Here is a 13,085-nt window from a genome sequence, read left to right as displayed (position 1 = left end):
GGCAGCGGCGTTGAGCGGCGGTATAGAGACGCCCTGATCGCCTGTCCAGCCGTCTCGTGCGGGCGCGCGGGCGATTGTTTGCCGGCGCCGCCTCACGCCCCGCCGGCAGCGCGCCGACGGCGGGGGGCGCGGGCCGGGCCTGCCGGGTTGCGGGGGCGGCGGGTCTTCTTCGCCGGGGCCTCGCGGGCGGCAGCCGTCTTGCCCGCGCGCGCGCCGTCGCCGCCCGCATGGGCGTCGAGGAAGGCGCGGCAGGCCGCGAAGTCGGTCTCGATCTCGGGCGGCAGCGCCTCCATGCGCTTCTCGCGGGCGAGGGAGGCGGCGAAGCGCAGCATCGCCGGGGTCGGCGGACGGGTGGCGCCGTCGGCCGCCGGGGCCGATTCCGTTCCCGCGGGATGTCGGGGGCCCGCATGGGTGTTGAGGAAGACCCGGCAGGCGCCGGCCTCGCGGGTCGCCTCCGGGGGGAGGGGGATGCCTTTGCGGGCGGCCAGGGACTTCGCGAAGGACACCATGGCGGCGGTCGGCGCGCGGCCGCCGCCTCTGGCAGGCGCCTGGGCGTCCACCTCCAGGCGATCCGCGCCCGAGACCGCGCCGATCAGCGCCTCGACCCGCTCGCGGGTGCGCTGGCGAAAAACCTCGGCCCGGCGCACGGCTTCCGATCTCGTCGTCGCGCGGCCGATCTCGGCGAGTTCCGACTCGAACACCGCCCGCCCGACCGGGTCGCCATAGGCCGGAAACACCCGCCGCACCGCGGCCACGAAGGCGAGGCCCACCTCCGTCACGGTGATGGCCGGGTCCTTTCCCTTGAGCAGCGTGACGTAGTGGCTCTTCATCAGCTTCGGCAGCACCGCGTCGCGGGTGGCGGCGGTGCCGAGGCCCTTCGGCTCGGTCGGGTTGGCGGGGTTCTCCAGGGCGCGCTTCAGGGCCGGGTCCTCGACCTGGTCGATCAGCCGGCCCATCACCACCGGCAGCTCGCCCCGGGTGATGCGCCGGGGCGGCTCGGTCCGGGCGGTCTCGATCACCGGCTCGCCGCCCCGGCCGGCCTCGCCGTCGCGGACTGGCGGCAGGCGCCCGGTGGTCGGCTCGTCGTCGGCCCTGGCCTTGCCGGGCACGACCTCGTCCTCGTCGGCCTCGGTTCCGTAGAGGGCGCGCCAGCCCGGCACCTTCACCACGCTGCCGGTGATGGCGAAGCGCTTCTGTCCCAGGGGCGTCGCCACCTCGGCCGTGACCGTGGTGCGGGCGTCGATCCCGTCGGCCATGTGGGCGGCGAGGAAGGTCTTGGCGACGAGCAGCCACAGCCGCAACGCCTCGGGCGCCACGTCGCCCGGCCCCGGCACCTTGCGCAGGGGCACGATGGCGTGGTGCTCGCCCGGGTCCTTCACGTAATGGCCCTTGGGCCCGCGGCGGATCTGCGGCGTGTCGGGTGCGTGGGCGGCGATGTCCTTGTCGGCGGTCGCGATCGCGGCGATCACCGCGGCGGCGTCCTTGGCCTGCGACTCGGGGAGATGCACCGATTCGGTGCGGGGATAGGTGAGGTAGCCCTTGTCGTATAGCGCCTGCGCGTGGCGCGCCGTCACCTGCGGATCCCAGCCGAAGCGCTTGGCGCAGGCTCGCGCCAGGGTGTCCTTCGAGAAGAGCTTCGGGGGCGCCCGGCGCACGTCCTTCTGCACGACGGCGAGCGGGCCGGCCCAGCCCGTCGCGGCGTCGCGGATCGTCTCGGCCTCCTCGATCGCGAAGATCTTCTCCTTCGGCGCATGCCAGAGCGTCAGGCTCGCGCCGCTCTCCGTCGTCACCGGCAGGGCGATCTTGTAGAAGTCGCGCGGCACGAAATTGCGGATGCGCTCCTCGAGGTCGGCGAGGATCGCCAGCGTCGGCGTCTGCACGCCGCCGAAGCGCCAGGGCTCGCGGAAGGCCGGCGGGCGCAGGCGCAGGGACACCGCCCGGGTGCCGTTGAGGCCGAGATGCCAATCCTCGTATTGCCGGCACAGGGCCTCGAGATAGGCCGCATAGTCGCGCTCGCCCGAATCGTCTTCCCTCGCCAGGAGCCCGAAGGCGCGGCGGATCGAGATCTCGTCGAGGGCGCCGAGGCGCAGGCGATCGACCCGGCCGCGCCAGCCGAGATGCTCCAGGACCTCCCAGGCGATCATCGAGCCCTCGCGGCCCGGATCGGTGGCGATGATCACCCGCTCGACGCCGGTCAGCGCCTGGCGGATCGCCGCGAGCTTCGGCGCGTGCGACTGGCCCGAGCGGCCATGCCCCGGGGCGACCGGCAGGCGCTCCATGGCGATCGGCAGCGCATCGAAGCGCCAGGGCTTCCAGTCCGGCCGGATCTCCCCGGGCTCGGCCACCTCCAGGAGGTGCCCTTCCGCCGCGACGCAGACCGTGCTGGTCGAGCGGAAGAACCGCTGCACCTGGCGCATCGCCGAGGGCTTCTCGAAGAAGAACAGCGTCTTCCCCGAGGGGGCCTTGCCGGAAGAAGAGCCGGGGGAGGTGGCCTGCGCCATGGCAGCGGGACGCTCTTGAGCGGGCAGGGCGGCCCGAACGAAGCAAGAACATACCGGAGGCGCCCCGGCCCGGTCAACGCCGCTTTCGCGGCCTCCGCTTCGCGATCGATTCAGGCGGCCATGCCAGGATCGGGGTCCTTGGCGCCAGGGGAGAACGGCATGTCGCCCGGAAACAAGCGTAGCCGGGAAACGCCGCTTGCGCCGCCGCCGTGTCTCACATAAAGATATCTTTATGTTTCGCATCGGAGGTGAGGAGCTTCCAGGCATGACCGCCACCGTCCCCTTCGTCGACGCCCTGGGCGTGCTGCGGGCCGCCGCGGAGGAGACGCGCCTGCGCATCCTGGTGCTGCTCGGCGAGGGCGAGTTGTCGGTCTCCGACCTCACCGACATCCTCGGCCAGTCGCAGCCGCGCATCTCCCGTCACCTCAAGCTCCTGGTCGAGGCCGGGCTGGTGGTGCGCCATCGGGAGGGCGCCTGGGCGTTCTTCCGCCTGCGCGAGGGGGTGGCCGCTCTGGTGGCGCCGCTGATCTCCGCCCTCGATGCCGCCGAGCCGCCGCTCTCCGAGGACCGGGCCCGGCTCCAGGCGGTACGGGCGCAGCGCGCGGAGGCCGCCCAGAGCTTCTTCGCGCGGCTGGCGCCGCAATGGGACAGGGTGCGCTCGCTCCACGTGCCGGAGGCCACCGTCGAGGCGGCGGTGCTCGACGCGCTCGGCCCCGGCCCGATCGGCAGCGTCGTCGATCTCGGCACCGGCACCGGGCGGATGCTCGGCCTCCTGGCGCCGCGGGCCGCGCGGGCGACGGGGCTGGACGCCAACCACGCCATGCTGTCGGTGGCCCGCGCCAACCTGGAGCGCCAGGGCCTGACCCGGATCGACCTGCGTCAGGGCGACATCCACGCGCCCCCCTTCGGCCGGGCGAGCTTCGATCTCGTGCTGATCCACCAGGTGCTGCACTATCTCGACGACCCGGCGCGGGCCCTGCGCGAGGCCGCCCGCCTCGTCGCCCCGGGCGGTCGCCTCCTTGTGGTCGATTTCGCCCCCCACAGCCTGGAATTCCTGCGCGCGGACGAGGCGCATCGCCGCCTCGGCTTCGCCCCGGAGCAGGTCGCGGGCTGGCTCTCCGAAGCCGGCCTGACCGACGTGCGGCTGCGCCACCTCGCCCCGGCCGGGGGCGCGGAGCACCAGCTCACCGTCACGCTCTGGCTCGCCCATCACCCCGAAGCCGCGGCTGGTTTGCCCGACCGCGCCGTCGCCTGAATTCTCACCTCTCTCGATTGTCTGCCGAGGCCGCCGATGTTCGCCACCTCCTTCCGCCCGAGCCGCGAGAGCTGCCGCCCGATCCGCGTCTCGTTCGAGTTCTTCCCGCCGAAGACCGCCGAGATGGAGGCCACCCTGTGGTCGTCGATCGAGCGCCTGGCGCCGCTCGGCCCCAGCTTCGTCTCGGTGACCTACGGCGCCGGCGGCTCGACCCGCGAGCGCACCCACAACACCGTGGCGCGCCTGGTGCGCGAGACCGACCTGAAGCCCGCCGCCCACCTCACCTGCGTGGCGGCGACCAAGGGCGAGGTCGACGACGTGGTGCGCGCCTACCACGAGGCCGGCGTGCGCCACATCGTGGCCCTGCGCGGCGACCCGGCGGACGGTGTCGGCTCGGCCTACGCCCCGCATCCGGGCGGCTACGAGCGCTCCTGCGACCTCGTCGCCGGCATCAAGCGCGTCGGCGACTTCGAGGTCTCGGTCTCGGCCTATCCCGAGCGTCACCCCGAGGCCGGCTCCCTCGATCAGGATCTCGATGCGCTGAAGGCCAAGGTCGATTGTGGCGCCGACCGCGCCATCTCCCAGTTCTTCTTCGAGAACGACCTGTTCTTCCGCTACCTCGACCGGGTGCGGGCCCGGGGGATCACCATCCCGATCATCCCGGGCATCCTGCCGGTGCAGAACTTCAAGCAGGCCGCCAACTTCGCCCGCCGCACCGGCGCCTCGGTGCCGGACTGGCTCGCCGCCCGCTTCGAGGGGCTGGACGACGACGTCGCGACCCGCAAGCTGGTGGCCGCGGCGGTCGCCGCCGAGCAGGTGCTGGACCTCGTCGACCGCGGCATCACCGACTTCCACTTCTACACCATGAACCGCGCCGACCTCGTCTACGCGATCTGCCACCTCCTGGGCTTGCGCGCGGCGCCGGTGGCGGCGGAGAAGGCGGCGGCCTGATCTCCTCAAGTCGCTCCACTACCGAAAGTCTCCCGGGCCGCTCCGCGCGGCCCGGCCTGATTCTGCACCCTGTATCGACCCGATCCGCTGGAACCCCCTCCCGATGACCGATTTCCGCCCCGCCGACGGTGCCGACATCCTGACCGCCCTGCGCCGGCGCGCGGCGGAGAAAATCCTCGTCCTCGACGGAGCGATGGGCACGGTGATCCAGCGCCTCGGCCTGACCGAGGCGGATTTCCGCAGCGACCGCTTTCGCGAGCACGCCCACGACCAGAAGGGCAACAACGACCTCCTGATCCTCAGTCAGCCCGATGCGATCCGGCAGATCCACCTCGACTACTTCCTGGCCGGCGCCGACGTCGTCGAGACCAACACCTTCTCGGGCACCACGATCGCCCAGGCCGATTACGGGATGGAATCGGTCATCCACGAGCTGAACGCGCAAGGCGCGCGGCTCGCTCGCGAGGCGGCCGTGCTCGCCGAGAAGCAGGACGGACGCCGCCGCTTCGTCGCCGGTGCCATCGGCCCGACGAACCGCACCCTGTCGATCTCGCCGGACGTCAACAATCCGGGCTACCGCGCCGTGACCTTCGACCAGGTCCGCGAGGCCTATGCCGAGCAGGTCCGCGGCCTGATCGCCGGCGGCGCCGAGCTGATCCTGATCGAGACGATCTTCGATACGCTCAACGCCAAGGCGGCGGTGGCGGCGGCTTGGCAGGTGTTCGAGGAGACCGGCACCCGCCTGCCGACCATGATCTCGGGCACCATCACCGACCTCTCGGGCCGCACTCTCTCGGGCCAGACCCCGACCGCCTTCTGGCATTCCTTGCGCCACGCCGACCCGCTGACCTTCGGCCTCAACTGCGCGCTCGGCGCCCGCGAGATGCGCGCCCATATCGACGAGCTGTCGCGCACCTGCGACACGCTGATCTGCGCCTATCCGAATGCCGGCCTGCCGAACGAGTTCGGCCTCTACGACGAGAGCCCGGAGGCGATGGCCGGGCTCGTCGGCGAGTTCGCCGAGAGCGGCCTCGTCAACATGGTCGGCGGCTGCTGCGGCACCACGCCGGACCACATCCGCGCCATCGCCGGGGCCGTCGCCGGCAAGGCGCCGCGCCGGGTGCCCACCGTGAAGCCCCTGATGCGGCTCTCAGGGCTAGAGCCCTTCACCCTGACGCCCGAGATCCCGTTCGTGAACGTGGGCGAGCGCACCAACGTCACCGGCTCGGCGCGCTTCCGCAAGCTCGTCACCAATGGCGACTACGCCGCCGCCCTCGACGTCGCCCGCGATCAGGTCGCGGCCGGCGCCCAGATCATCGACGTCAACATGGACGAGGGCCTGCTCGATTCGCAGAAGGCGATGGTCGAGTTCCTGAACCTCGTCGCCGCCGAGCCCGACATCGCCCGCGTCCCGGTGATGATCGATTCCTCGAAGTTCCCGGTCATCGAGGCCGGCCTGAAATGCGTGCAGGGCAAGGCGATCGTGAACTCGATCTCCCTCAAGGAGGGCGAGGAGAAGTTCGTCGCGGAGGCGAAGATCTGCCGGTCCTACGGCGCCGCCGTGGTGGTGATGGCCTTCGACGAGCAGGGCCAGGCCGATTCGCTCGAGCGCAAGGTCGCGATCTGCACCCGCGCCTACAAGGTTCTCACCGAGCAGGTCGGCTTCCCGCCCGAGGACATCATCTTCGATCCCAACGTCTTCGCGGTGGCGACGGGCATCGAGGAGCATAACGGCTACGGCGTCGCCTTCATCGAGGCGGCCCGGATCATCCGCGAGACCCTGCCCCACGCCCATATCTCGGGCGGCATCTCGAACCTGTCCTTCGCCTTCCGCGGCAACGAGCCGGTGCGCGAGGCGATGCACGCGGTGTTCCTGTACCATGCGATCAAGGTCGGCATGGATATGGGCATCGTGAATGCCGGCCAGCTCGCGGTCTACGACGAGCTGCCCGCGGAACTCCGCGAACTGTGCGAGGACGTGGTCCTCAACCGCCGCGAGGACGCGACCGAGCGGCTGCTCGACGCCGCCGCCCGCTTCAAGGAAGGCGGCCAGGCCCGCGACAAGACCGCCGACCTCGCCTGGCGCGAGGCCCCGGTCGAGAAGCGCCTGGAGCACGCGCTCGTCAACGGCATCACCGAGTACATCGAGGCCGATACCGAGGAGGCCCGGGCCAAGGCCGAGCGCCCGCTCCACGTCATCGAGGGCCCGCTGATGGCCGGCATGAACGTGGTCGGCGACCTGTTCGGGGCCGGAAAGATGTTCCTGCCGCAGGTGGTGAAGTCGGCCCGGGTGATGAAGCAGGCGGTGGCCTACCTGATGCCGTACATGGAGGCGGAGAAAGCCGCCAATGGCGGCGTCGGCGGCCGGCAGGCGGCCGGCAAGGTGCTGATGGCGACCGTGAAGGGCGATGTCCACGACATCGGCAAGAACATCGTCGGCGTCGTGCTGGCCTGCAACAACTACGAGATCATCGATCTCGGCGTGATGGTGCCGGCGGCCAAGATCCTCGACACCGCGCGGCGCGAGAACGTCGACATCGTCGGTCTCTCGGGTCTCATCACCCCGTCGCTGGACGAGATGGTCCATGTCGCGGCCGAGATGGAGCGCGAGGGCTTCGACGTGCCGCTCCTCATCGGCGGCGCGACGACGAGCCGGGTCCACACCGCGGTGAAGATCCACCCGGCCTACGCCAAGGGCCAGGCGGTCTACGTGACCGATGCCAGCCGCGCCGTCGGCGTGGTCTCGAACCTGCTCTCGCCCGACACCAAGGCGCAGACCATCGAGACGGTCCGGGCCGAGTACAAGCGCGTCGCCGAGGCCCATGCCCGCTCGGAGGCCGACAAGCAGCGCTTAGCCCTGGCGCGTGCCCGCGCCAACGCCTTCAAGGCCGACTGGGCGGCCTACAAGCCCGTCAAGCCGACCTTCACCGGCACGCGGGTGTTCCGCAGCTACGAGGTGGCGGAACTCGTTCCTTACATCGACTGGACGCCGTTCCTGCAGACCTACGAGTTCAAGGGCCGCTATCCGGCGATCCTCGACGACCCCGAGCAGGGGCCGGCCGCCCGCGCCCTGTTCGAGGATGCACAAGCGATGCTGCGCCAGATCGTCGAGGAGCGCTGGTTCAACCCGAAGGCGGTGATCGGCTTCTGGCCTGCCAACGCGGTCGGCGACGACATCCGGCTGTTCACCGGCGAGAGCCGGACCGACACGCTCGCCACCTTCCACGGCCTGCGCCAGCAGCTCTCGAAGCGCGACGGCCGGCCCAATACCTGCCTGTCGGACTTCGTCGCCCCGGCCGGGAGCGGGCTGCCCGACTATGTCGGCGGCTTCGTGGTCACGGCGGGCCTGGAGGAGGTGCGGATCGCCGAGCGGTTCGAGCGCCAGAACGACGATTACCGCTCGATCCTGGTCAAGGCGCTGGCCGACCGCATCGCCGAGGCCTTCGCCGAGCGGATGCACGAGCGGGTGCGCCGGGAGTTCTGGGCCTACGCCGCCGACGAGACCTATGCTCCGGCCGACCTCGTCACCGAGCCCTATGCCGGCATCCGCCCGGCCCCGGGCTATCCGGCCCAGCCCGACCACACCGAGAAGGTCACCCTGTTCGACCTGCTCCAGGCCGAGCCGCGGATCGGCGTCAAGCTGACCGAGTCCTACGCGATGTGGCCGGGTTCCTCGGTCTCGGGCCTCTACATCGCCCATCCGGACGCGCATTACTTCGGCGTCGCCAAGGTGGAGCGGGATCAGGTCGAGGATTACGCCGCCCGCAAGGGGATGGACGTGATCGAGGTCGAGCGCTGGCTCGGCCCGATCCTGAACTATGATCCGGCGCGGTATCGCGCGGCGGCGGAGTAGGGCGCTTGCCTCCGGGGACAGCCCGTCGTCATGATGGGCGCAACCCCGGGGGGGCGCATGGACGAGATCGACAAGCCGGTACCGGGACGCTGGGACTGGCTTCAGGAGCGGGTGCAACCGCTCGATGCCGATGTCGAGGCGGTCCTGAAAGAGCCGGTCGAGACGTCGGCGGACATCCCGGAGAACGGGGATCGGCTCCGTCGTCTCGTCGGCCCGCTGGACGACGACATCGTGCAAGTTGCGATCGAGCAGCCGCTTATGCCTGTCGACGGGGCAGTGGAGGAGGACGAACCCACCATCTGACCCGGGCTTGACCGCCGCGCCCGCCCCGGCTCAAAGCTGGGCTTGAGGATGCGGGAAGGATCGGGGATGCGGACAGGACCAGGGAGGCTCGCCCTCGTCGCCGTGGCGGGCGCCGTCGCGGCGGTGGCCGGCTGCACCGAATTCTCCTACATCTCGAAGACCTATGTCGGCCTCCAGCCGCAGGTGGTCACGATCGGCTGCAACGACCCCTACGAGGTCTATGACCAGCGCCAGCAGCGCAAGGTCCTGATCGTCTCGAACAACCTGCGGGAGATTGCCGGCTGCGGCCTCGACGGCCGGGATCCGGCGCTGACCCGCCGCCGCCGCTTCTCCGAGGCTGCCACGACCTACCTCAAGGAGACGGCGCGGGAGACTTGCACCATCGTCGGCGAGACGGTGTTCACCGATCTCCAGACCGAGTTCGTCTATTCCTGCGCCGAGCCGGTCGAGAAGCCCGGCACCAAGGTGCCGCGCCTGCCGGGGCGGTACTGAGCCCTTACTCTCCCTCGTGCATCGGCGGATGCGGGAAGGTCCGCTCGGCCGCGTCGCCGGCCGCCGCCAGCATCGCCCGGGCGAAGCGGCGTGCCTCGGCCCGATCGAGGGCGATCGCCGCCGTGACCGGCGTGCCGTCGAGGTCGGCGAGGTCCAGTTCGAGCCGCACGCCCGCCTCGGTCGGCGTCACCCTCAGGGTCCAGTCGCGATCGCTCATCCGTCCGCATCAGTTCTTCGGGGCGAAACACCCCGGCCCCCGGCCCTATAGACCAATTTCCGGACAGGTCGATGGGTTCGCGGCGGTTGACGCTGCGACGGTCGCCGTGGTCGACCCGCGCCGGGATGTGAACCGAGGGAATCGGACCATGAGCGAGATCGTCTTCCGCACCGGCGAGGCCACCGTGCTGGCGGCCGAGGGCCAGTACACCGACGCGATGCCCGAGGTGCTGATCGGCTCGGTACGCGGGCCGGTGGGACAGGCCTTCGCCTCGATGATGGGGCAGGTCCAGGGCCATACCCGGATGTTCGTGGTGCGCGACCTCAACCAGCTGGTGCGCCCGGCCACGATGATGACCACCAAGGCGACGATCCACACCGCCGAATACGTCGAACTCCTCGGCGGCGTGGTCCAGGCCGCGACCGGCGACGCGATCGTCGACTGCATCATCGAGGGCATCCTGCCCCGCGACGGGCTCGACGAGCTGTGCATGATCATCATGATCTGGCTCGACCCGCGCTGCCCCGAGGACCCGAACCTCGACCGCAAGGACCTCTACCGCACCAATTACGAGGCGACGAAGCTCGCCATCGCCCGGGCGCTGAAGGGCGAGCCGACGGTCGACGAGCTGATCGCCAACCGCCATACCGTGCGCCACTACGCCCTCGACGGCGTGCTCGACGACGAGGCCTGAGGGGGCTTGCCGGCGGGCGTCTGCGCAGTTGACCGCAGCTTGACAGCGCCGCAAGGTGCGGCGCCCGCCACCACGACTCCGCGCGCGGGCTCCTCCGTCACGCCTTGAGGCTGAACGATGCGTCCATTCCGCGCCGCGTTGATCCTGTCTGCGGCCCTGTCCGCCGGTGCAGCCCTGTCCGGTCCGGGCCTCGCTCAGGCGCCCCAGAGACTCGCGCAGCAGGCGCCGGCGGGCGGGCGTGCCGCCGCCCCGGCGCAAGCCGCCATCACGGTCTGGGACGCCCGGATCGAGGCCGGCGACCTCACGGTGTCGGGCAGCGTCGGCAAGGCCGGCGTGGTCGTCACCCTCGACGACGACATCCCGGTCACCTCGGACAAGCGCGGGCGCTTCACCCTGAAGGTGCCCTACGTGCCGCAGAACTGCGTCGCGACCCTCAAGGCCGGCGAGGCCTCCCGCGAGATCGCGATCGCCAATTGCGGCGCCACCGGCGCCCCGGGCGCCAAGGGCGAGCCGGGCCCGACCGGGCCGCAAGGACAGGCCGGACTCGCCGGGCCGGCCGGACCCAAGGGCGACGCAGGCCCCAAGGGCGAGGCCGGGCTCAAGGGCGAGCCGGGGCCGGCGGGTCCGCGCGGCGAGGCGGGCCCCAAGGGCGATCCCGGTCCCAAAGGCGAAGCGGGTCCCAAGGGCGAAGCAGGTGCGAAGGGCGAAGCGGGTCCCCCCGGGCCGCAGGGTCCGGCCGGATCGGTGGGAACCGCGGCGGCGGCGAGCACCGCCCTGCCGTTCCGGATGCTGCGCACCGACGGTTGCAGCACGCCGCATTGCGAACTCGCCTGCGACGAGGGCGAGACCTTCGTCTCGGCCTATTGCCTGCGCGGCGGCACGCCGAACTTCACCCGCCGGGAGAGCGGCCAGGCAGTGGCGCTCTGCCCGCCGGACAGTTCCGGCATGGTCGGGTTCTGCGCCAAGCTGTGAGGTTCTGGAGCGGCGTCCGAGCGCGTTGCACCATGGGACACGACACAGCAGGTTGAGCGGTGCGGGAAGCGATGGCCGCCACGCAAGAACCCCTCCCCCTCTGCGGGGGAGGGTGCCCCGCGGATGCGGGGCGGGAGAGGGGCAGCGCGACGATGAAGGATGTGGCATCCTTCACAACGGCTCCGCTTTATCCGGAAGCGTGGTTCCCCTCTCCCGGCCTGCTCCGCAGGCTATCTTCCCTCGCAGAGGAGGGGAGGATTGGACGGGGAGCTTTACGATACAGGAAGTATCGATGCCGTTAGGTTAAGTCGGACAAGCTTCGGTCGATCGAACTTGGCCGCAAATCAGTCATGCACCGCGGCGTTGGCGTCGGGTGTCGCTCGATATCTTCGATTGTGATGCATGTTCTGCGACGAGCCGGTCCCCGCTTGATCGGAAAATGCTCTATCGCTCCCCGAGCCAGTCCAGCACCCCCTTCGCCGCCGCCCGGCCGCTGGCGAAGCTCGCCTGGAGCAGGTAGCCGCCGGTCGGCGCCTCCCAGTCGAGCATCTCGCCGGCGAGGAAGGTGCCGGGGCGGGACCGCAGCATGAAGCGCTCGTCGAGGCCCGAGAAGGCGACGCCGCCGGCCGTGGAGATCGCCCGCTCGATCGGCCGCAGGCCGGTGAGCCGCAAGGGCACCGCCTTGATCAGCGCCGCCAGGGACGCCGGGTCGGCCGGCAGGTCGCGCAAGGCCTCGCGCAGCAGGCCGGCGGCCGGCGGGTTCAGGCCTGCCGCCTTGCGTAGAACCGTGGCGCGGGACTCCTTCGGCCGCGCTCCGGCGAGGCGGCGGGCGAGGGTGGCGTCGTCGAGGTCGGGCCGCAGGTCGAGCGTCACTCGCGCTTCGCCCCGCGCCTCGATCGCCTCGCGGATCGGGCGCGAGAGCGCATAGACCGCGCCACCCTCGATGCCCTCGCGGGTGATGACGGCCTCGCCCCGCACCTGGGCAGGCCCGAGGCGGAGCGCGATGCGCTTGAGCGGGGCACCGGCGAAGCGCTCGGCGAAGACCGGCGACCAGGCGGCGGTGAAGCCCGCATTGGCCGGCCGCAGGGGGCTCACCGACACGCCCCCTTCCTCCAGCACCGGCACCCAGGTGCCGTCCGAGCCGAGCCGCGGCCAGCTCGCCCCGCCGAGCGCCAGCACCGTCGCGTCGGCCCTCAGGGTATCGGCGCCGTCCTCGCCGGTCAGCGTCAGCGAGCCCTGCGCATCCCAACCGGTCCAGCGGGTGCGGGTGCGCAGGGCGACCCCGAGGCGATCGAGCCGGGCGAGCCAGGCGCGCAGCAGCGGCGACGCCTTGAAGGCTTGCGGAAACACCCGGCCGCTCGAACCGACGAAAGTCGGCTGGCCGAGGGCCTCGCACCAGTCGCGCAGGGCCTGCGGCGAAAATTCCCGGATCGCTGCGTCAAGGCGTCGCTCCACGGGAGCGTAGCGGGCAAGGAAGCGCTCCAGCGGCTCGCTGTGGGTGAGGTTGAGGCCGCCGCGCCCGGCGATCAGCAGCTTGCGGGCCGGCGAGGGCATCCGCTCGATCACGGTGACCTGCAGGCCGGCTGTCGCCAGGATCTCGGCGGCGGAGAGGCCCGCGGGCCCACCCCCGATCACCGCCACGTGCATGCGCGCTGTCGTCATCCGCCGCCAAGGCCGCGACGCGGGCCGCCCTGTCAACCTGCCGCGCGGGCAGGGCGCAAAAATAAGAGCGTGGCCGTGACCGCCCGCTGCCCTTGATCCGCCGCCATCCGGGACATAAGTCGCTCCCATCGGCTGCGGGCCCCTCTGGCGAGTGACGCAACGCGCGCTCGTGATGTCGGAGCCGA

10 protein-coding genes are annotated in these 13,085 nt (G+C 71.3%); 7 read left to right on the top strand and 3 right to left on the bottom strand.

The features are described 5' to 3' along the window. Positions 1-92: 92 nt before the first annotated feature. Positions 93-2,501 carry a type IA DNA topoisomerase gene (locus G4G93_RS08245; RefSeq protein WP_206289619.1) on the bottom strand — a complete coding sequence of 803 codons (2,409 nt, stop codon included), beginning with the start codon at positions 2,499-2,501 and terminating at the stop codon, positions 93-95. A 265-nt stretch (positions 2,502-2,766) separates the two neighbouring features. On the opposite strand from G4G93_RS08245, the gene G4G93_RS08240 reads away from it, so the two are divergent. From G4G93_RS08240 to G4G93_RS08220, 5 genes are all read left to right on the top strand, one after another. Then, positions 2,767-3,756, top strand: coding sequence for a metalloregulator ArsR/SmtB family transcription factor (locus G4G93_RS08240; RefSeq protein WP_165083006.1), 990 nt, complete (start codon positions 2,767-2,769; stop codon positions 3,754-3,756). Between the two features lie 36 nt (positions 3,757-3,792). Beyond that, positions 3,793-4,707, top strand: coding sequence for a methylenetetrahydrofolate reductase [NAD(P)H] (gene metF / locus G4G93_RS08235; RefSeq protein ID WP_165083004.1), 915 nt, complete (start codon positions 3,793-3,795; stop codon positions 4,705-4,707). Between the two features lie 103 nt (positions 4,708-4,810). Next, a complete protein-coding gene (gene metH / locus G4G93_RS08230) occupies positions 4,811-8,560 on the top strand; it encodes a methionine synthase (protein WP_165083001.1) in 3,750 nt (1,249 codons plus the stop codon). A gap of 57 nt (positions 8,561-8,617) precedes the next feature. Beyond that, entirely contained in the window at positions 8,618-8,863 is a 246-nt protein-coding gene (locus G4G93_RS08225; RefSeq protein ID WP_165082999.1) for a hypothetical protein, read from the top strand. Positions 8,864-8,929: 66 nt separating this feature from the next. Beyond that, a complete protein-coding gene (locus G4G93_RS08220) occupies positions 8,930-9,355 on the top strand; it encodes a hypothetical protein (RefSeq protein ID WP_165082997.1) in 426 nt (141 codons plus the stop codon). Positions 9,356-9,359: 4 nt separating this feature from the next. Here the strand turns inward: G4G93_RS08220 and G4G93_RS08215 are convergent, their stop codons facing one another. Then, entirely contained in the window at positions 9,360-9,572 is a 213-nt protein-coding gene (locus G4G93_RS08215) for a hypothetical protein (protein WP_165082995.1), read from the bottom strand. 148 nt (positions 9,573-9,720) lie between these two features. Here G4G93_RS08215 and G4G93_RS08210 point away from each other — a divergent pair, with 148 nt between their 5' ends. Continuing rightward, positions 9,721-10,266: a formaldehyde-activating enzyme gene (locus G4G93_RS08210; RefSeq protein ID WP_165082993.1), complete on the top strand. Its 546-nt coding sequence runs from the start codon at positions 9,721-9,723 to the stop codon at positions 10,264-10,266. 117 nt (positions 10,267-10,383) lie between these two features. Beyond that, on the top strand, positions 10,384-11,238 hold the full coding sequence (locus G4G93_RS08205; RefSeq protein ID WP_165082991.1) for a collagen-like protein: 855 nt from the start codon (positions 10,384-10,386) through the stop codon (positions 11,236-11,238). Positions 11,239-11,682: 444 nt separating this feature from the next. On the opposite strand, the gene G4G93_RS08200 is transcribed toward G4G93_RS08205, so the two are convergent. Next, a complete protein-coding gene (locus tag G4G93_RS08200) occupies positions 11,683-12,900 on the bottom strand; it encodes a TIGR03862 family flavoprotein (protein WP_165082989.1) in 1,218 nt (405 codons plus the stop codon). Between the last annotated feature and the right edge of the window lie 185 nt (positions 12,901-13,085).

This window comes from Methylobacterium sp. DB0501 (assembly GCF_011043735.1).
Classification (GTDB): domain Bacteria; phylum Pseudomonadota; class Alphaproteobacteria; order Rhizobiales; family Beijerinckiaceae; genus Methylobacterium; species Methylobacterium alsaeris.
This window is presented reverse-complemented; position numbering and strand designations above follow the sequence as displayed.